The organism is Rossellomorea sp. GCM10028870 (assembly GCF_042666755.1).
Taxonomy (GTDB): Bacteria; Bacillota; Bacilli; order Bacillales; family Bacillaceae_B; genus Rossellomorea.
In genome coordinates this window covers 1,755,117-1,775,355 of record NZ_JBHTGN010000001.1, presented here as the reverse complement: position 1 = coordinate 1,775,355, position 20,239 = coordinate 1,755,117, and the positions used below count along the sequence as shown (strand labels likewise).

General features: G+C 40.9%; 20 protein-coding genes and 1 riboswitch. Of the genes, 12 read left to right on the top strand and 8 right to left on the bottom strand.

The window, feature by feature from the left end; all coding sequences use genetic code 11:
- The first annotated feature begins 97 nt into the window (after positions 1–97).
- From ACFQWC_RS09110 to ACFQWC_RS09095, 4 genes are all read left to right on the top strand, one after another.
- Positions 98–865, top strand: a complete 768-nt coding sequence (locus tag ACFQWC_RS09110) for a 3-hydroxyacyl-CoA dehydrogenase (RefSeq protein ID WP_299740349.1) — start codon at positions 98–100, stop codon at positions 863–865.
- Positions 866–979: 114 nt separating this feature from the next.
- Positions 980–2,125 (top strand): acyl-CoA dehydrogenase family protein, encoded by a 1,146-nt coding sequence (locus tag ACFQWC_RS09105; RefSeq protein ID WP_299740351.1) that lies wholly within the window; start codon positions 980–982, stop codon positions 2,123–2,125.
- Between the two features lie 14 nt (positions 2,126–2,139).
- Positions 2,140–3,294, top strand: coding sequence for a thiolase family protein (locus ACFQWC_RS09100; RefSeq protein ID WP_299740353.1), 1,155 nt, complete (start codon positions 2,140–2,142; stop codon positions 3,292–3,294).
- Between the two features lie 95 nt (positions 3,295–3,389).
- A complete protein-coding gene (locus ACFQWC_RS09095; RefSeq protein ID WP_299740355.1) occupies positions 3,390–3,680 on the top strand; it encodes a nucleotide pyrophosphohydrolase in 291 nt (96 codons plus the stop codon).
- Positions 3,681–3,726: 46 nt separating this feature from the next.
- On the opposite strand, the gene ACFQWC_RS09090 is transcribed toward ACFQWC_RS09095, so the two are convergent.
- The gene (locus ACFQWC_RS09090; protein ID WP_299740356.1) at positions 3,727–4,587 is read right to left on the bottom strand and encodes a MurR/RpiR family transcriptional regulator; all 861 of its coding nucleotides are present in this window, start codon (positions 4,585–4,587) and stop codon (positions 3,727–3,729) included.
- Positions 4,588–4,749: 162 nt separating this feature from the next.
- Between ACFQWC_RS09090 and gndA the strand changes: the two genes are divergently transcribed.
- Complete coding sequence (gene gndA, locus ACFQWC_RS09085) at positions 4,750–6,162, top strand: NADP-dependent phosphogluconate dehydrogenase (RefSeq protein WP_299740358.1); 1,413 nt, start codon at positions 4,750–4,752, stop codon at positions 6,160–6,162.
- A gap of 44 nt (positions 6,163–6,206) precedes the next feature.
- Here gndA and ACFQWC_RS09080 read toward each other — a convergent pair whose 3' ends face one another.
- The gene (locus tag ACFQWC_RS09080) at positions 6,207–6,383 is read right to left on the bottom strand and encodes a hypothetical protein (RefSeq protein ID WP_181778144.1); all 177 of its coding nucleotides are present in this window, start codon (positions 6,381–6,383) and stop codon (positions 6,207–6,209) included.
- Positions 6,384–6,509: 126 nt separating this feature from the next.
- Positions 6,510–7,286 (bottom strand): SurA N-terminal domain-containing protein, encoded by a 777-nt coding sequence (locus ACFQWC_RS09075; RefSeq protein WP_299740361.1) that lies wholly within the window; start codon positions 7,284–7,286, stop codon positions 6,510–6,512.
- A gap of 668 nt (positions 7,287–7,954) precedes the next feature.
- A riboswitch (cobalamin riboswitch) is annotated at positions 7,955–8,135 on the top strand.
- Between the two features lie 146 nt (positions 8,136–8,281).
- Here ACFQWC_RS09075 and ACFQWC_RS09070 point away from each other — a divergent pair.
- Positions 8,282–10,528 carry a ribonucleoside-diphosphate reductase subunit alpha gene (locus ACFQWC_RS09070; RefSeq protein WP_299740363.1) on the top strand — a complete coding sequence of 749 codons (2,247 nt, stop codon included), beginning with the start codon at positions 8,282–8,284 and terminating at the stop codon, positions 10,526–10,528.
- Between the two features lie 19 nt (positions 10,529–10,547).
- Positions 10,548–11,585, top strand: coding sequence for a ribonucleotide-diphosphate reductase subunit beta (locus ACFQWC_RS09065; protein ID WP_299740365.1), 1,038 nt, complete (start codon positions 10,548–10,550; stop codon positions 11,583–11,585).
- Positions 11,586–11,622: 37 nt separating this feature from the next.
- Here the strand turns inward: ACFQWC_RS09065 and ACFQWC_RS09060 are convergent, their stop codons facing one another.
- Positions 11,623–13,089, bottom strand: a complete 1,467-nt coding sequence (locus tag ACFQWC_RS09060) for an aldehyde dehydrogenase family protein (protein WP_341357815.1) — start codon at positions 13,087–13,089, stop codon at positions 11,623–11,625.
- A gap of 171 nt (positions 13,090–13,260) precedes the next feature.
- On the opposite strand from ACFQWC_RS09060, the gene ACFQWC_RS09055 reads away from it, so the two are divergent.
- Positions 13,261–13,590, top strand: a complete 330-nt coding sequence (locus ACFQWC_RS09055; protein WP_299740369.1) for a DUF3243 domain-containing protein — start codon at positions 13,261–13,263, stop codon at positions 13,588–13,590.
- Positions 13,591–13,642: 52 nt separating this feature from the next.
- Here ACFQWC_RS09055 and ACFQWC_RS09050 read toward each other — a convergent pair whose 3' ends face one another.
- The 3 genes from ACFQWC_RS09050 to kynA all read right to left on the bottom strand — a co-directional run bounded on the left by ACFQWC_RS09050 (position 13,643) and on the right by kynA (position 15,447).
- The gene (locus ACFQWC_RS09050; protein ID WP_377106943.1) at positions 13,643–14,086 is read right to left on the bottom strand and encodes an SACOL1771 family peroxiredoxin; all 444 of its coding nucleotides are present in this window, start codon (positions 14,084–14,086) and stop codon (positions 13,643–13,645) included.
- Positions 14,087–14,191: 105 nt separating this feature from the next.
- A complete protein-coding gene (locus tag ACFQWC_RS09045; protein WP_034763568.1) occupies positions 14,192–14,392 on the bottom strand; it encodes a cold-shock protein in 201 nt (66 codons plus the stop codon).
- Positions 14,393–14,607: 215 nt separating this feature from the next.
- Positions 14,608–15,447 carry a tryptophan 2,3-dioxygenase gene (gene kynA / locus ACFQWC_RS09040; protein ID WP_377106940.1) on the bottom strand — a complete coding sequence of 280 codons (840 nt, stop codon included), beginning with the start codon at positions 15,445–15,447 and terminating at the stop codon, positions 14,608–14,610.
- Between the two features lie 249 nt (positions 15,448–15,696).
- Here kynA and ACFQWC_RS09035 point away from each other — a divergent pair, with 249 nt between their 5' ends.
- A complete protein-coding gene (locus tag ACFQWC_RS09035; RefSeq protein WP_299740378.1) occupies positions 15,697–16,251 on the top strand; it encodes a GNAT family N-acetyltransferase in 555 nt (184 codons plus the stop codon).
- 169 nt (positions 16,252–16,420) lie between these two features.
- A complete protein-coding gene (locus tag ACFQWC_RS09030; protein WP_299740380.1) occupies positions 16,421–17,233 on the top strand; it encodes a YihY/virulence factor BrkB family protein in 813 nt (270 codons plus the stop codon).
- A 39-nt stretch (positions 17,234–17,272) separates the two neighbouring features.
- Here the strand turns inward: ACFQWC_RS09030 and ACFQWC_RS09025 are convergent, their stop codons facing one another.
- Positions 17,273–18,667 carry a peptide MFS transporter gene (locus tag ACFQWC_RS09025; RefSeq protein WP_377107269.1) on the bottom strand — a complete coding sequence of 465 codons (1,395 nt, stop codon included), beginning with the start codon at positions 18,665–18,667 and terminating at the stop codon, positions 17,273–17,275.
- Between the two features lie 128 nt (positions 18,668–18,795).
- Between ACFQWC_RS09025 and ACFQWC_RS09020 the strand changes: the two genes are divergently transcribed.
- Together ACFQWC_RS09020 and ACFQWC_RS09015 are read left to right on the top strand one after the other, a co-directional pair.
- Positions 18,796–19,038, top strand: coding sequence for a hypothetical protein (locus ACFQWC_RS09020; protein ID WP_299740383.1), 243 nt, complete (start codon positions 18,796–18,798; stop codon positions 19,036–19,038).
- Positions 19,039–19,095: 57 nt separating this feature from the next.
- Complete coding sequence (locus ACFQWC_RS09015; protein ID WP_299740386.1) at positions 19,096–20,151, top strand: M42 family metallopeptidase; 1,056 nt, start codon at positions 19,096–19,098, stop codon at positions 20,149–20,151.
- Positions 20,152–20,239 lie beyond the last annotated feature (88 nt).

Sequence of the window (20,239 nt, the reverse complement as noted above, 5' to 3'; positions counted from 1 at the left end):
GGTTTTGAGTAGACAGAATTTTAAAAACATTATATCTTTTTTCTCCATACAACGCTAAAATTATAATATATGCTTTACATGAGTGGAGGGATTGATAGTGGAAATGAAAGAAATAGTCGCCTTAGTGACAGGTGGTGCATCCGGACTGGGGGAAGCTACAGTAAGAAGGATCATTGAGGAAGGTGGTAAGGCGTATATACTGGATCTCAATGAAGAGAGAGCAACTGCCTTGAAAGAGGAGTATGGAGAATCCATTGGATTTTATAAAACAGACGTTACAAAGGAAGATCAGGTGTTAAAAGCCTTGAAAGGGTCGATAAAGGCTTTTGGCGGTTTTAATACAGTAGTGAATTGTGCAGGGATTGCTCCACCAGGGAAAGTGGTTGGAAGAAAAGGGATTCACTCTCTTGATCGCTTTTCCAAGGTAATTGAGATTAACTTAATTGGTACGTTCAATGTGATTCGTTTGGCTGCAGAGAGGATGATGGGAAATACTCCAAACGAGCATGGGGAAAGAGGAGTTATCGTCAATACAGCTTCAGTTGCGGCATTTGACGGGCAAATCGGTCAGGCTGCTTATAGTGCATCAAAGGGGGGAGTGGTCGGGATGACACTTCCGATTGCCAGGGAGCTTGCAAGGGATGGTATCAGAGTCATGACGATTGCGCCAGGGTTATTTCATACCCCGATGTTTGACACTCTGCCGGATGAAGCAAGAAATTCGCTTGGGAAAATGGTGCCCTTTCCCCCAAGGCTCGGTTACCCTTCTGAATATGCTCAATTAGTGAAGAGTATACTCGAAAATCCAATGCTGAACGGTGAAACGATCCGATTGGACGGGGCGATTAGAATGCAGCCTAAGTAACCATTTGAAACTATGGGGAAATGTAAACCACTAAGTGAATGCATGTTCATTCATTTTCATGTAAATGAAAACGCTTAATAAAGGGCATCCCGTATGAAAAGAGGTCGAGTAAGTATGAAACATCCTTATTTAACGGAGGATCATAGCATATTCAGGCAGGCACTTCGAAAATTTTTACTTAAAGAAGCTTATCCTTTTTATGATGATTGGGAGAAAAACAGAATGGTGCCCAGGTCGTTTTGGGTGAAAATGGGAGAAAAAGGGTTTCTTTGTCCCGACGTTGACGAAGAGTACGGTGGAAGCGGAGTGGATTGGGGATTTTCCGTCATTATCAATGAAGAATTGGAACGGGTGGGTTCTGGTCTGATCGGGATAGGATTGCACAGTGACATTGTAGTCCCGTATATATCTGAATATGGAAGTGAGGAACAGAAAAAAAAGTGGCTTCCTGAATGCACGAGTGGAAACATGATAACCGCCATTGCCATGACAGAACCTGGTACAGGATCTGATTTAGCCGGGATTAAAACGACGGCTAAGCTTGAGGGGGACCACTATATTGTGAATGGTCAAAAGACCTTCATCACAAATGGTATACAGGGGGATTTAGTGATTGTGGCATGTAAAACAGATACCACTATCAGTCCGCCTCACAAGGGTATTAGTTTGTTGGCTATCGAAAGGGATGCACCCGGATTCTCCAGGGGAAGGAAGCTTGAGAAAGTTGGTTTGCACTGTCAAGATACAGCCGAGCTGATCTTTGAGGATTGCAAGGTGCCGAAAGATAATTTGATTGGGGAAGAGGGCAAAGGATTTCAATATCTGATGAATAAGCTCCAGCAAGAACGTCTTATCGTAGCGATTGCTGCTCAGACTGCTTCAGAAGAAATGTTCTCTCTTACGATGGATTATGTGAAAAGCCGTCAAGCGTTCGGAAGGGCAATTGGTGAATTTCAGAATACACAATTTAAGATAGCGGAAATGGCGACGGATATTGAGATGGGCAGGGTATTCCTCGATGGTTTGATCGCCGAACATATGGATGGGAAAGATGTCGTGACGAAGGTTTCCATGGCCAAATATAAATTGACTGAAATGGCAAGGCAAATCGCCACTGAATGCATGCAGCTTCATGGTGGATACGGCTACATGGAAGAGTATCAAATTGCGAGAAGATACAGGGATATTCCTGTTGCCAGTATTTATGCAGGGACAAATGAGATCATGAAAGTGATCATAGCGAAGAATCTTGGATTATAGAAAGGAAGAGCAGGATGAGAGAGGTTGTTATCGTAGAAGGAATACGATCTGCGGTTGGCAGACGAAAGGGTTCGTTGAAAGATATGAGGCCCGATGATTTAGCTGGGGAAGTGCTGAATGGGTTAGTGAAGAGAGCCGGGATTGACCCTGGGCTTATCGATGATGTCATATTAGGCTGTGTTACTCAATCAGGTGAGCAGGCTGGTGATATTGCCAGGGTGGCTGCATTGATTGCCGGTTTTCCAATCGAAGTGCCTGGTACGACAATCGACCGACAATGCGGCTCGAGCCAGCAGGCTGTCCATTTTGCGTCACAAGCCATTCTTTCCGGCGACATGGATATCGTGATCGCTGGCGGGGTGGAGAATATGTCAAGAACGCCAATCGGTTCAAACTATCAGGGTGCTCCCTTTAGTGAAAAACTTAGAGGTCAACACGAAATCATCCACCAGGGTTTATCTGCAGAACGGATTGCTGAAGAGTACGGATTCAGTCGTGAAGAGCTTGATCAGTTCGCATTTTTAAGTCATCAAAAGGCGTTAAAAGCTCAAGAGGCTGGTTATTTCGACCGGGAAATATATGAGTTGACGGTTAACCTTCCGGATGGAACTGTAATTCCGTTTTCTAAAGACGAAGGACCAAGAAAGGAAACGTCGATGGATGTGCTTTCAAATTTAAAACCTGCATTTAAAGAAGATGGTATCATTCATGCAGGTAATGCAAGCCAAATTAGTGATGGGGCTGCCGCACTTCTTTTAATGACTCGTGAGAAAGCTGAAGAATTAGGGTTGAAGGCAAGATTTAAGGTTCATACCCGCGTGGTGGTCGGGTCTGATCCTACCCTCATGTTAACCGGACCTATACCTGCAACGAAGAAAGCCCTGGAGAAAGCAGGATTGTCATTGGCGGAAATAGATATATTCGAAGTGAATGAAGCATTCGCACCTGTTGCCCTTGCCTGGTTAAAAGAGATAGGAGCCGACCCTTCCAAACTGAATCCAAACGGGGGGGCGATCGCCCTGGGGCATCCATTAGGCGCCAGCGGGGCACGCATCATGGTAAGCATGATGTATGAGCTGGAGCGTTCTGGAGGAAGATACGGCCTTCAAACGATGTGTGAAGGCCATGGGATGGCAAATGCAACAATCATTGAAAGACTGGAAGTTTAAGCTCAAGAAAGTCGGTTTTCCCTGTCACAATCTTTGTGCCACCCGTGTTATAGTTAAGAAGTGGTAAAAGATCATAGGCAAATGGGAGAGACAAGATGAAACAACTGTATGAAAAAATCATTGAATTCAGGGATGAACGAAACTGGGATGCCAATCACAACGAAAAGGATTTGGCCATTTCCATTTCACTAGAGGCAAATGAACTCCTGGAGAATTTCCAATGGAAAACAAGCCGGGAAGCAGTGGAAACGACACATCAAAATATTAAAGAAGAAATGGCTGATGTCCTGATTTATTTAGTCCAACTGGCTGATAAAATGGATATCGACTTAGAAGAAGAGGTGTATAAAAAGCTTGAAAAGAATGCCCTGAAGTATCCGAAGTAATGATGAGGGACGGACCTTAAGTAAAGGTACGTCCCTTTACTTCTTACTATATTTTCTTAATGGAAATCGCGTCACGCATTTTTAGCAAAGAGTCTTTCGACAGTTCTTTTCTTTTCATCATGGTGTTGACGTAGAGGGCATCCACAATACTGAGCTGACTGATTCTTGAAGCAAGTGCTTCAGATCGATATTCGGTTTCTTGAGATACTGTAAAAAGAGGAATGTCGACCCCGTTGCTCAAAGGGGATTTGGCCAAGTGAGTAATGGCAATGGTCGTTACCCGATTCTTCTTCGCTACGTCCAACACTTCCAATAGATCTTTGTTCGATCCAGAATGAGAGATAAATACAATCACATCTTCTTCTGTTAATTGAGAAGCTGAGATAAGCTGCATATGAGAATCATTGTAAGCCGTAGTGGTCATCCCGGTTCTAAGGAACTTATGATGAGCATCCATGGCAACAAAGCCAGATCCACCCGTTCCGTAAAATTCAATTCTTCTGGCACTCAGCATCCCTTGAACGGCTTTCGTGAACATTCCCTCGTCCAGCATACGGGAAGAATCCTCAAGGGTCCTAATATTAGAACGGAACACTTTTTGGGCAATAACTCCTTCAGAGTCCTCCTCATTGATCGTTTCATGAATATCTTTAATTGGCGTTACAAGGTCAGAAGCCAGGGAAATTTTCATAGCCTGGTAGCCCTTAAAGCCTAATCGCTTACAGAATCGGAAGACTGTAGCGTCTGCAACCCCCAGGTCCTCTGCTACACCACTAATGGTAGAGTGGATAATTTTTTCAGGATTAGCAATAATAAAATCTGCAATCATCTTTTCTTTTTCACTGAATTGTGAGTAATGGGAACGGATTCGTGGCAAGCAATGCTGTACATTATCATCGGTATTCATGAATAACCTCCTTATACATTAGATACTGATGAAAATAATTTTAACCTAAATAACAAAATGAAAAAATATTATTTCATAAAAATCCACCACGGGAAATTTATTTCGTATTATAATATATACGGTGAAAATATATTTACTCGATTTGAAAGGAATGATCAATAGATGACAAAACAACAAATAGGGGTTGCCGGTGTTGGAGTGATGGGAAAGAGTTTGGCCTTAAACTTCGAAAGCAGAGGCTATTCAGTTTCTATATATGATGTATCTGATGAGAAGGTTAGAGAAGTCCTTGAAGAGCATACAGGGAAGAAAATGGTCGGAACTCACGATGTAAAAGAATTCGTCCAGTCATTAGAAACACCAAGAAAAATATTAATCATGGTTCCGGCCGGTAACATCACCGATAAAGCCATTGAATCTTTACTTCCTCACTTAGATGAAGGGGATATACTGATTGATGGAGGAAATACATACTTTGAAGACACGATTCGCCGAAATAAGGAGCTGGGTGAGAAAGGGATCAACTTCATTGGAGCAGGAGTTTCCGGCGGTGAAGAGGGGGCTTTATACGGTCCTGCTATTATGCCTAGCGGTCAGAAGGAAGCTTATGACTTAATCGAGCCTTTCTTAACAGCGATTGCTGCAAAGGTTAAAGGCGACGCGTGCAGTACATATATCGGTCCTGACGGATCTGGCCATTATGTGAAAATGGTCCATAATGGAATTGAGTACAGTGATATGCAGCTTATTTGTGAAGCGTATTATCTCATGAAAAATGTCTTAGGTTTAAATGCAACAGAGCTGCATGAGATATTCAAAGAATGGAACGCGGGGGAGCTGGACAGCTACCTGATTGAAATCACGGCGGATATCTTTACCAAGGTGGATGAAGAAACAGGAAAGCCCCTTGTTGAAGTGATCCTGGATACAGCAGGACAAAAAGGTACTGGGAAATGGACGAGTATTTCTGCACTGGAATTAGGTGTACCATTATCAATCATTACTGAGTCTGTGTTTGCCCGTTTCATCTCTGCCATGAAGGAAGAACGTGTGAAAGCAAGCAAGATTTTAAAAGGGCCGAAGAATAAAACGTTCTCCGGTAACAAAGAAGAGTTTATCGAAATGATTCGTAAAGCTCTCTATTTAAGCAAAATTTGTTCCTATGCACAAGGTTTCGCCCAGCTTCAATCTGCTTCGGATGAGTATAACTGGAACCTGAAGCCCGGCGAGATTTCCATGATTTTCAGAGGTGGATGCATCATTCGTGCAGGCTTCCTGGAAGAAATCAAGAAAGCCTATGATCGTGAACCGGGATTAACGAATTTACTTCTTGATCCATATTTCAAGGAAATCGTAGAAAACTATCAGGAGGAAGCGAGAGAAGTGGTGGCTACAGCCATTAAATTAGGTATCCCTGTACCAGGTCTAGCGAGTGCTTTAGCATATTATGACAGCTATCGCTCAGAGTCACTCCCTGCCAACCTCCTTCAAGCCCAACGTGATTATTTTGGAGCCCATACGTATCAGCGAGTGGATAAGGAAGGAACATTCCATACGGATTGGTTATCTAAATAAGAAGAGTGCCCTGTGGGAATCCCACAGGGCTTTTGATTAACGTATTATTCTTTGCTTGATGAGTCATCTTTCGTATGATGTTTATTTTTCTCGTCCCGCTGCTCTTTTTTTAAGTCATCGAGGGGAATTGGGTCCACATTCTGCTCACTTTCATGCTGATCAAGAATGCCGTCATGATCTTTATTGATTTGTTCTGGATTGTCATTGGCTCTCTTTGTCATTATCTTTCATCCTCCCTTAATGAGTCGTTGTTGTACAATACCCTTCTTGATGAGAGGAAAACATCGGGGAGGAATAGAACATAAGAAAGCCACCTATCTATACAGGTGGCTTTCTACAATGGTGCTTTAGATTTTTACATCGACTTTAGCATTTTTCTTTAAATCTTCTACGTGTTGAACAAGCTTTTCTTGTTTTTTCTGTTGTTCTAACTGAGTCTTGATCTGAGGTTTAACTTCTTCAAATTTTGGTGCATCCTTTGATTCACCCTGACCTTGCTGACTTGCGTACTGATCGTAAAACTTCTTCATTTCCTCTTCAGAGACTTCTTCTACTTTGATTTCTTTCTCAACGTAGTTTGTGTATTTGATGTTTTCAGCGATTTGAGTTTTTAACTCATCCATCGTGAATCCGGCTTTTTTCATTGCATCTTCAAACTTCTTTTCATCACCGTACTGCTTTTTAACTTCTTCCAGTTGTTTATTGATTTCATCTTCTGATGCCTTATATCCTTTTTCATCGGCTTGCTGCATAAGGAGTGTTTGTCCAACCAGACTATCAATAGTTTGTTCTTTTATCTTCTTTGCTGCCTCTTTACTTGTCGGGTCTTGACCCATTTGTTGATACTGCATTTGTGATTGAGTCAATACGTTGTTGAAATCTTCACCTTTAATTTTTTCATCGTTTACAATGGCAACGATCTTATCTTTTTCAACCTTTTGTTCATCCATTTTCTTCTGCATTTCTTCCATCTGCTTAGCTTGCTCCTCTTGAGCCTGTCCATCGCTTTTTTCTTCTGTCTTCGCTTTATCTTCAGCTTGTTTTTGGCTCTCCTCGTTCGAACCGCAAGCGGCTAGTCCAATCGTTAGTAATGCTAATAGTAAAGTCGTTAATAATTTTTTCATAATAGACTCCTTTCAGAACTAAGGTGTGATTTCGAAAAAAATCACTTAATGCGCATTTTAAATGAAAAAACCGTAAAAAGAAAGTATTTAAGCTGAAAAGTATTGATTGTAATAAGGTTGAAATACATTAAATTGCTTATATGGTCCCTCTTTCACTATTGTGTATGCGGTTACATTTGAACTGAAAGCTCCCGGGTAGAAATGAAATTGTAAGAGGATTTTCACATACATTAAAGCCGAACTAAAAAAAAGAGGCTGTTTAAATCGAGTTCATTCTCCATTTAAACAGCCAATAAAAAATATTGGGGACCAAAGAATACTGTCAAACAACCTTCTATTTGAATTATAGAGAGTGGGAACATTTTCTTCAACTAACATGTAGGAAGGTGTCGGCTGACTAGTGTCCATTTGAAGGTTGTATTCAATCTTCTCCTATTCTTTTCATGGAAAATAATAATTATAAGCATATTTCATAGGAAGGATTTATCCTTCCTTCTGTTCAACTTATTACAACTCTTGACTTTACGAGTGTAATAGAGTGATACTATTAAAAGATTTCAACTTCTAAACAAAGTGAATAGTTCCACTTGTAAATTCATTTTTAATCGTTTATGATGATACAGAACACAACATTTAGTGTTATGTTTGATGATTTTAACAATATATTGATTATAACCTGTGAATAGGGTGTCTGAATGGACTTAAAAGGGAATCCGGTGTGAATCCGGAGCTGTCCCCGCAACTGTAAGTGCTGACGAAATAAGGAACTGCCACTGTCTTATACGATGGGAAGGCCTTAGAGTAGGGTGAAGCATGAGTCAGGAGACCTGCCTTATTTATTCACGTGTTATCTTCTTCGGGAATTGGGAGGATAAAGCGAGGATTGTAATAGGCTTTAAGTCTATGTACATATCTCCGTATATATTAGGCCCATCCTTCTGAAGGATGGGCTTTTTTGAATCCTATCCACACTGTATAAATTGGGAGGAATATTTATGTCAATCGTATCACAAGAGCAGCGACTAATAGTGGAAGCAGAGGAGATTATAACAAGTCTCCACAGTCGTTTTCCACAGCTCCATTTTAAAGAATTCGATGAAAAGATTTTTATGTATGCTAACGGACAGTCTGTACTGAGTAAAGAAAAGCTTTATCATTTCATGATTCTCACTGCAGTTGAACGTATTTCTGCCCATGAACCCGATTGGACCTATGTGGCTGCAACACTTTATTTAAAAAACCTTTATCGTACAGTTGCTAATTCCAGGGGAATTGAAAAAGACAAGTTATACAGTTCCTTTAATAAATCAATTCACGAGTTGACTGATCGGAAATTATATACGTCAGCCCTGCTCGAATCTTATACAAAAGAAGATATAGACTTCCTGGCAACGATCATGGATTCATCTAAAGATCAATTGTTTACTTACATAGGGATCGTCACATTAACAGAGCGGTATTTAACAAAATCCCATGATGGAAAGATTCTTGAATTACCACAAGAGCGATTATTGATCATTGCCATGACTCTCTTTATGAACGAACCGCGTGATAAGCGGATGGCGCTCATTCAGGAAGCGTATTGGGCACTATCCAATTTGTATATGACGGTAGCCACCCCTACATTCGCCAATGCGGGGAAAAGTCATGGTCAGTTATCAAGTTGTTTTATTGATACGGTGGCAGATGATTTAAGGAGCATTTATGACAGCAATACAGATGTTTCCACATTAAGTAAAAACGGTGGAGGCCTGGGTATCTATTTAGGGAAAGTCCGAAGCAGAGGAAGTGATATTAAAGGCTTCAAGGGTGTAAGTTCAGGTGTTATTCCATGGATGAAGCAATTAAATAACACGGCCGTATCGGTTGATCAATTAGGCCAGCGTCAAGGAGCAATCGCTGTATATTTAGATGTATGGCATAAGGATATTTTTCCTTTTCTTGATACGCGATTAAATAATGGAGATGAAAGGCAGCGTACTCATGACCTCTTCACAGGTGTCAGCTTACCTGATTTATTTATGGAGCAAGTGGAGAAAAGAGGGGAATGGTATTTATTTGATCCTCATGAAGTGAAAATAGGCATGGGTTTTTCACTGGAAGATTACTATGACGAAAAGGATGGAGAAGGCTCGTTCAGGGATAAGTACTGGGAGTGTGTAGAAAACCCTGACCTTTCAAGGGAAGTGGTCCCAGCGATTGAAATTTTCAAGCGGATCATGATTTCCCAGCTTGAAACGGGAACACCCTATATGTTTTACCGAGATACAGTCAATCGGCTAAATGCCAATCAGCATAAGGGGATGATTTACTGCAGTAATTTATGTACGGAAATCGCCCAGAATATGAGTGCGACCATTATGGAAGAAGAGGTCATAAAGGACGGGAAAATCATTACCTATAAATCTCCGGGAGATTATGTCGTCTGTAATCTGGCATCTGTTTCTTTAGCTAAAACGGTAATGGATGATGAGCTGGAAAGAGTGGTGTCCATAGGAGTAAGATTACTGGATAATGTCATTGATATAAATAAACTTCCAGTCCTGCAAGCCCAACTGACAAACAGGCGCTATAGAGGGATTGGATTAGGAACCTTTGGGTGGCATCACCTTCTTGCTTTAAAAGGGTTGAAATGGGAGAGCGATGAAGCCGTTGATTATTGTGATTCCTTATACGAGGATGTTGCCTATTACACGATTAAAGCCAGTCATGAATTAGCAATAGAAAAAGGATCTTATCCATATTTCAGCGGTTCAGATTGGTCCACCGGAGAGTATTTTTCCAAAAAAGGATATTCAGGACCAAGGTGGAATGTACTCAGGGAGGAAGTTTCTACTAAAGGGATACGAAACGGATATTTAATGGCCGTCGCCCCTAATTCATCCACCTCGATCATAGCCGGATCCACAGCAAGTATAGATCCTTTGTTCAGATTAGAGTACTCAGAAGAAAAGAAAGATTATAAGATTCCTGTTACAGCCCCTGATTTATCACCTAAGACAACCTGGTATTACAAAACGGCCTATAACGTAGATCAGCACTGGAGTATTAAACAAAATGAGAAGAGACAGCGTCATATAGATCAGGGAATATCGTTTAACTTGTATGTGCGAAATGATATCAAGGCGATAGAGTTATTATCTCTTCATTTAGATGCATGGAAGTCAGGGTTGAAAACGACCTATTATGTGAGATCAACATCTGTTTCGAATTTTGAAGAATGTGAAAGCTGCCATAGCTAACCGGGAGGAAGATGATAACGTGAATGGATTGAAGAAGCGAATCTTAATAGATTCAGAGGCACCAAATAAATCAACAGGTATCGTAAATGGGAAAAGTTCGAATATATTGAACTGGGATGATGTCAGGTTCTCATGGGCATATCCGAAATATAAGAGAATGCTCGGGAATTTCTGGACACCTTTTGAAATCAATATGGCAAAGGATATTAAACAATTTCCGAATCTTTCATCGAGAGAGCAGGAGTCCTTTTTAAAAATCATCGGTTTACTGGCTCTACTTGATAGTGTGCAGACAGATTACGCCGGTAAAGTGGCAGACTATCTGACGGATTCCAGCTTAAATGCGCTGATGATCATTCTTGCACAGCAAGAGGTTGTACACAATCATTCCTATAGCTATGTATTATCGAGTATCGTGTCAAAAAAGAAACAGGATGAAGTGTTTGATTTCTGGAAGAACGATCCAATCTTAAAGAAGCGGAATGAATTTATTACGAATGGGTATAAGGGCTTCGTAGAATCTCCTACCATTGCGAATCTATTAAAATCGATCATTTATGATGTGATTCTAGAAGGTTTGTTCTTTTACTCCGGATTTGCCTTTTTCTATAATTTGGCCAGAAATCAAAAAATGGTGGCGACCTCTACGATGATTAATTACATCAATCGGGATGAACAGCTGCATGTTGGCTTATTTGAAAAAATATTTAAAGAAGTACTGAACGAGAACCCCTCTTATCATACGGAAGAGCTGCGCGACTTTGGACATGATGCTTTCAAACAGGCAGCTATCCTGGAAATAGAGTGGGGAAGGGAAATCATCGGATCTCACGTTGATGGGCTGTTAATGAGCGACCTTGAAGATTATATTAAGTTCATGGCGAATAAAAGAGCCAAACAGTTAGGCTTTGAAGAACCATTCCAAGGGTATAAATCGAATCCTCTAAAATGGATCATTGCTTATCAGGAAGTGGATAGAGGGAAGACCGATTTCTTTGAACAAAAATCAAGGCAATATACCAAGACATCAGATGCTAATGGGTTCGATGAACTATAAAGACAAGAAAGCGAGTCATCAAGACTCGCTTTTCTTATTATCTCTCTTCAATAAATGGCCCGTAGTCTCTTCTCTTGTGCTGAACGGCAACCCATTTGACGGTTGTGAACTCTTCGAGGGCCCATACTCCGTTAAAGCGGCCAAGACCAGAATCCTTTTCTCCGCCAAATGGCATATGAGGCTCATCATTCACAGGTTCATCATTTATATGAATCATCCCGGTCTGTACTTGGTGTGCAAGATTCGTCGCCCTCTCAATGGAGGATGAATGTACAGCCCCGCTCAACCCATAAGGATGTTCATTGGCAAGTACAATCGCTTCTTCTTCATCTTCAAAAGGTATGATTGCGGCCACAGGTCCGAAGATTTCGTTCTTCGAGATCGGCATCGAGTTTGTGACGTGGGTTAATACGGTAGGCTGCAATAAGTTTTTATCAGCGTTGCCTCCTAATACAACTTCCGCTCCTTGTTCCTTGCTGCTTTCAATATCCTTCAGAATGCGGTCTACTTGATCTTGATCGATTAAAGGACCGATATGGGTTGTTTTATGTGAAGGATCTCCTGCATTTAGTTCTTTTACACGAGATACAAAAGCTTCGATAAATTTATCGTAAATGCCTCTTTGAACCATGATCCGATTTATGGACATGCAAATTTGTCCTTGATGATAGAACTTACCGAATAGGGCAGATTCAACAGCCTGATCAAGATTTGCATCATCCAAGACGATAAAGACGTTATTCCCACCTAACTCAAGAGAAGTCTTCTTGAGGTTCTTTCCTGCGAGCTCACCTATCCGACGTCCCACCTCAGTGGAACCTGTAAAGGAGATTAAACGTGGAATCGGATGAGTGACGATATCATCCCCAATTTCTGATCCCTTTCCGACGACTACATTAAGTAATCCCTTTGGCAGTCCCGCTTCTTCAAAGATGCTCGCAAATAATAGTCCGCCTGTCACAGGAGTGTGGGTAGCTGGTTTAACCACAACACCATTTCCGGTTGCTAAAGCCGTTGCAATTGAGCGTACAGCTAAATGGAAAGGGAAGTTCCATGGGCTGATTACTCCCGCAACCCCCAGCGGTTCTCTATAGACACGGTTTTCTTTCCCGGGCACCTGAGAAGGCAGGATTTTCCCTTCCATTCTGTAAGGATAGGTTGCCGCTTCCTTCATACTATTAATGGAAACCTTCACTTCTCCTGCCGCTTTCATGTATGTGCTGCCAGACTCTTTAATGAGCCAATCGATGATCAACTCCTGATTGTTTTCGACGACTCGAACAGCTTTTTCCATCACTTCTCTTTTTACTTGAGGAAGTTCCCTCGCCCAGCTTTCTTGTGCTTTTTGTGCTGATTTATATGCGGTGTCGAGATCTTCTTTACTGGCAGCTTTAATGGAAACAAGCTCTGTATCATCGAATGGGTTTTTATTGGGAATCATATTCTCACTGCTTCCTTTTACCCATTCTCCATTAATGAATAGTTTATCAAATTGTGTATTCATGATTCGTCCTCCTCATTATTCAGTTCCACTTTATTGTATACACTCTGGAGAAATTGCTTAAACAAGAAGCAGAGAGTTGGAGCTTCCATTACCAAAAATATGAAAATAAATGTTTAACTCTCCCGGTAGTGGGAATATACATACTAGATTGAATGAGAGGAGAGGTTTTACATGGCAAATCATTCTACAGAAGAAAAAATGGAGTCGAAAGTTGACAGTACGTTAGACAATATGTCTCAGGACAAAAAAGAGGATATCCTTTCAAACTTTGATCATTTCAAACAATACTTAGGTAATAAAGTTTCCTTAGCGGATAAGTTAGGGATGAATGAAGAGCAGCAAGCTAAGGCAGCCCAAAAAGTGGGAGACTATCTTGCTGCACATGAAGAGCCAAAGAATAGGGAAGAGAAGTTATTATATGAATTATGGAAAGCGGGTAACGAGGAAGAGCAGCATATGCTTTCCCATATGTTAGTGAAGCTTGTTCACGCTGAATCATAATCGAATTGAATATAAGTAAGGGCATCCGCTTGGGTGCCCTTTTTTCTGACTTTTATAGAAGAAGGGTGGGATCAACACTAACAATGACATTTCCCTTGATTGCACGGGTGATCATACAAGACTGCTCGGCTTTCATCATCAGTTTTTTAGCGAGGGAGATGTCTTTTTCTGTATGGGAGGGGATTAATGTCAAGACAGGACGATGAATGATTTCTTTGTACGTAATAACGCCTTTTTCCACTTCTACAATTCCTTCAGATGTCATCGTTAAGTCAGTTTTCCCGATGTGGCTTCGTTCAAGCATTGCGGCTAGTGTAATGATATAACATGTAGCTGCAGCACCCAGAAGCATTTCATCAGGATTTGTTCCAATCCCAGGGCCGTCCATTTCTGGAGGGATGGATATGTTTATATGTAAATTTTCTGAGCTCAAGGTTCCTACATCGTTTCGTAAACCTGGCCAATCAGTCGTGATATGAAAAGAGTGTCGAGTCAAAATTATAGCCTCCTATTTTTAAAGATAAGACTATTGTAAACGCCTTAATAGATAAGGGCAAAGAAAAAAGACCCTACAGAGTAGGGTCTTCCTGGGTAGCATAAATTATGCTTTAGTAACGTTAGCAGCTTGGTCGCCACGGTTTCCTTGAACGATTTCGAAAGAAACTTTTTGACCTTCTTCTAAAGTTTTGAATCCTTCGCCTTGAATAGCTGAGAAGTGTACGAACACGTCGTCTCCACCTTCGCGCTCGATGAATCCGAAACCTTTTTCTGCGTTAAACCATTTAACTGTACCTTCTAACATAATGTTACCTCCTCGTGTGTTCTCCACACAATTGTATTACTATTCTTGCTCATGTAACTTCAAGGCGAAAAGCTTTAAAAACTTTGTCTATCCTTCCATTCCGAACAAAAATAATTCTCTTACATAATATCAGGTAACCATATAAAAGGCAACCCTAACGAATGATGGAAATAAAAATACGCTGATAGAATGTGTGAATATTACGTCATTTATTTTTAAAGATTCGTACGCACATTCCACAGCTCAGGGAAGAACCGGTGGTCCAGAACCTTTTTTAGATAGCCTACTCCGCTTGATCCTCCCGTGCCCATTTTATGCCCGATGATCCGTTCCACGGTTTTCATATGTCTGAAACGCCATTGTTGAAGCCAATCCTCAATATCGATCAATTTTTCGGCTAATTCGTATAAATCCCAATATTGATCGGGATGCTTATAGACTTCTGTCCATGCATCCAATACAGTCTGATCTTCCTCGTAAGGCTTCTTGTAGTCCCGAAGAAGTACATCTTCATGAATGGGTAAGCCCGCTTTTGATAGGGCATGGATGGAAACATCATATAGGGAAGGGACCTCGTATGCCTCTTTTAGTTGGGCTAATAACTCAGGATCTTTCTTATAAATCTCCAGTACATGTTTCGTTTTGTACCCAAGAGCAAATTCGATCATTCTATATTGATAGGATTGAAATCCTGAGGCTTGTCCAAGGCTGTCCCTGAATTGTACATACTCTGAAGGAGTAAGTGTGGATAGGACATCCCATGCATGAATGATTTGTGATTGAATCTTTGAAACACGTGCCAACATTTTAAATGCAGGAGAAAGTTCTCCTTTTTGAATGGAAGTGATACTAGCTTTGATTTCATGCAGAATCAATTTCATCCATAACTCGCTTACTTGATGAATGATAATGAATAACATTTCATCATGATGACCGGATAATCGTTTCTGACTATGGAGTAACGTATCCAGACCAAGATACTCACCATAGGTCATTTTATTAATAAAGTCTGTGAATACATCTTCATTCCCCATTGTTTCCTTGTTGTTTACCATATCAATTCTCCCTTTCCTTTCGTCTGCTTCGAACAGTGATGCAAGAAATTTTCTTTCTATATATTGATTTCTTGAATGAGAGGGGGAAATCCTTTATTAGTTACGGGTATTTTCGTGAATTTTGATTGTTGGTTTTTTATTTATCTTGTCTATTTGTTCAATAGTGACATTCATTCAGAAAAATTTAATCCTAATACAGAAAGTTGTGTTAATATTAGTTCAATTTATTATGCATGTGGGGTGAATGACATGGAAAAGATTTATCTTTCTTCTCATTTATATATACGCAGGTTAAAGAAAGAAGATTGGAAGGACGTTCATCTCTATGCGTCTCAAGAAACTGTGTCTCAGTATCAGCCATGGGGCCCGAATTCAGAGGTGGAAACTCTAGCGTATGTGGAGGAAGTGTTGAAAGCTGAAAAGGTGGTTCCACAAACAAGGTATGTTCATGCCTTGGTCGATGAGAGAATCGGTCGTGTGATTGGTGCAGGAGAAATTATCATCAAGAGCTTCGTTCATCAATCAGGTGAGATCGGGTATATACTACATCCTGATTACTGGGGGAATGGAATCGGAACTCTCCTTGGAAGAGCGTTAGTGGAGCGAGGGTTCTCTGAGTTGAATTTGCATAAAATCTCAGCGAAATGTGGGTCCCAAAACATAGCCTCTCATAAAGTGTTAACAAAAATCGGAATGACGTTAGAAGGAAGAATCCGTCAAGACCTGAAAATGAAAAATGGGTGGAGAGACTCTCTGCTATTTGGTTTATTAGAGGATGAGTGGAAAAAAGGGGATGCAGAATGAGGTGAGGATCGGGGACTATTCCATATCCTCTTAGTAATTCCTCACGCTTATCATTTGACAGGGAAAATGGAGAAAGGTCTAATGATAATGCAAAGCTGTTCAAAAATGATTGAATTTTGCATGAAAGGGGAAAATAAGAATATCTTTTCCTATTTAGGAGTTTAAAACCATGAATATCTTACATCATACTAAGAATGTGACAGTTCGATTTTTTAAGGAACGCTTCTTCGATCATTCTGCACAGTTGGCGTATTATTTATTATTATCCATCTTTCCGTTTTTAATTTTTGTCTTTTCGCTGATTAGTTATCTGCCCATAACGGAAACCAATGTATTGCTTCTGATTAAGCCTTTTGCACCTGATAAATCATACGCTATCATTCAAAATAATATTGATCGTATTTTGTATGACCAACGGGGAGATGTATTGTCCATTTCCATCTTCTTTACCTTTTGGCTTTCCTCTATGGCCGTCCAATCCATGGTAAGATCAATGAATCAAGCGTATAGAATCGAGAGGAAGAAACCCTTTTTAATCGCGTTATTATATGATTTATTATTGACAGTCGGCTTTATGTTCCTTATTTCATTTTCCCTTATCGTACCTGTAGTTGAGGAATATATCCGTCATGCAAGGTTCGCAGAAGGGAAGATTAACGGAGAATGGAGTCAAGCGTGGGTCATTGGAAAATGGGGTTTAAGCTCGATCTTTATGTTCATACTCTTCCTGTTTCTTTATATGGTTGTTCCAAGTAAACGAATTTCCTTCCTACATGTCATTCCCGGTGCACTATTCGCAACCTTTGGCTGGCAAGGGGTTTCCTGGTTATATGGTACCTATGTTAAACTGAATGACTATTCCCAGTTCTATGGCCAGCTGGGCAGCGTCATTACGTTAGTTGTATGGTTTTACATTTCCTCCACGATATTATTGATTGGTGGATTACTGAATGGGAGTGCAGCTGAGAAAAAGGTGAAATAGGAAAACCACTGGAATTGTCCAGCGGCTTTCCTATTTCTATTACGTTTGGTTTTCTTCTCTCATCATCAATACAAGCTTTTTCGAAATGGCAAGTAAGACTAAGCCCAGGATAATGGCGGTGGCACCGATGACAGCGAAGATTTCCAAATATCCCAGTGTGGCTGTCAGGGAGGCTAACTGTCCGGCCAGAAGACTCGCCACCCCTATGGCAGCCATCCAAACCCCCATCAGCAAGGATGCGATTTTAACAGGTGCTACTTTACTGACGAGCGACAAACCGACAGGTGATAAAAAGAGTTCTCCAAGGGTGTGCAGAAGGTAAGTAAAGACGATAAACAGTAAGTTTGCCTTCATGGTAATATTCTGTTCATCCGAACCCGTTTGCATGACTGCGGGAATGAGGATCATAAATCCGAGTCCGAGGAGAATCATTCCGATTCCCATTTTTGTCGTCATGTTCAGGTCGCCTCTATTTGACCTTGAAAGCTTTAACCAGACACTTGAAAGAATCGGTGCCAGAATCACAATGAACAAGGGGTTAACAGATTGGAACCAGGCGACAGGAATAGTATAGCCGAACACTTCTCGATCGATGAAATTTTTCGTATACAGAGTGAACGAGCTTCCTGCCTGTTCAAAGCCAGCCCAGAAGAAAACGACAAAGCAGGCTAGGATTAGAATGGCTCTTGTCCGCTGCTTTTCTTTCATCGACAGAGGAACATTCTGGTTCTCGTTCGCTTCTTCTGCCAGTGCTTTATTGGGCCTTAATCCAACGTTTCCAAGATACTTATTATTTAATGTGCTAAAGATGATTTGTCCAGTAACCATTCCGATGGAGGATGCAAGGAAAGCCCATTTAAATCCATAGTGCATCGTACCATCCGCAAGTGTTTTGAGAAATAAATCCTCTGCGAGAAACCCTGCAATAAGCGGTGCGAATAATGCTCCCAGATTAATTCCCATATAAAAGATCGTAAATGCTGCATCCTTTCGTTTATCATTTCGTGGATAGAGCTCACCAACCAGGGTTGAGATATTCGGTTTGAAGAATCCATTTCCGATTACTAGAAGGGCTAATCCTGCATATAGCCCAGTTTGGGAGTGGGTAAGGAAGATTAAAAAATCCCCGCATGCCATTGTGATGCCCCCAATGGTAATCGCTCTTCTCAATCCTATATAGCGGTCTGTCATCCACCCTCCGAATATTGGTGTGAAATATACACTTCCGGTATAAATTCCATAGATGGATAATGCCTTGGCAGGATCCACACCCAATCCCCCGCTTACAAATGCAGTTGTTAGATAGAGGACGAGAAGAGCCCTCATGCCATAGTAACTGTACCGTTCCCATAATTCTGTGAAGAACAAGAGATATAACCCTTTCGGATGTTTCTTACCTTGAGGTAAATTGTCCAGTGTTGATGAGTTCACTATATCACTCCTGTTTCTTTGATGTTTTTTATTGTGTTAATGATTAAGGGGCTACAGTAAACTTCCTACGAATCCATTCATAGTATTCCCGTTCCCTTCATAGGCATGTACAAAAAGGGGCGGTGGGAAAAATGGAGTTTAATGGTTGTTTATATTGTGGTCACCCTGATTTGACGGAAAGTGAAATATTCTTAAGGGAAGAATATGGTGATGGGTTTACGATTCTGCCTCATGGACAAAAGATCAGGGGGAATATTGGCTTTTACTTCTGTGAGAACTGTGGGTATCTTCATCCGTTTCAAAAAGAGATAAGAAAGAAATTTGAAAGAGAAGCGATTAAAAAATCCAATCGTATTAGATGGAATATTCGGTAAACATGATTTGTAGTAATCTGGCAAATGACGGTATAATACGGGAAGGGAGGGAGTCAAATGAATACATATCCAGATACGAAGAAAACTCTTCAATTAATTAAGGAGCTTGTAGAAATTCCAAGTCCTTCAGGAAACACGAATAAAATTATGAATTTTGTTGAGGAATATCTTTCAGACCTAAATGTAGAAATGAAAAGAAACCGAAAAGGTGCACTGATCATTACGCTACCTGGCGAAGACACAGAAAGACATCGCATGCTGACGGCACATGTGGACGCTCTTGGCGCCATGGTCAAGGAAATCAAGAGTGATGGACGTTTGCGTTTATCCATGATTGGTGGATTCAGATGGAATGCAGTCGAAGGGGAGAATTGTCAGATTGAAACCTCTTCAGGCAGAACCTACACTGGAACCATCCTTATGCATCAAACATCCGTTCACGTATACAAAAATGCAGGTGAAGCAAAACGGGATGAAACGAATATAGAAGTTCGTATTGATGAAAAGGTCGGAAATGCCAAGGAAGTAAGAGAGCTTGGTATAGAAGTGGGGGACTTTGTTTCTTTCGATCCTCGTGCTGAAATTACAGAAAGCGGGTTTATTAAATCTCGCCATTTAGATGATAAGGCGAGTGTGGGTATGCTTCTCTGCTTGATTCGCCAAATCAAATCAGAAGGAATCGCTCTTCCTTATACGACCCACTTCTTAATATCCAATAATGAAGAAATAGGATACGGCGGGAATTCTAATATTCCTGACGAAACCGTTGAATATCTGGCAGTGGATATGGGAGCAATCGGTGATGGTCAATCAACGGATGAATACACCGTATCTATTTGTGCAAAGGACTCAAGTGGACCCTATCATTACGAATTGCGTAAACACTTGGTCTCATTAGCTGAAGAAAACGGGATCGAATATAAAGTCGATATTTATCCTTACTATGGTTCCGATGCTTCAGCCGCGATCCGTGCAGGCTTTGACATCGTTCATGGACTGATCGGTGCGGGGATCGATGCTTCTCATGCATATGAGCGAACGCATGAATCCTCGATTCTCAATACGGAAAAATTACTTTGGCAATATGTTCAATCAAAGATGGTTGAGGAGTAAAGTGAAGCCTTTGATCACCCTTATTATGGGTGTGATCAAAGGCTTTTTTGTTTAGGCATCGTGAATGGGGGTATGGTGACAATTGTGT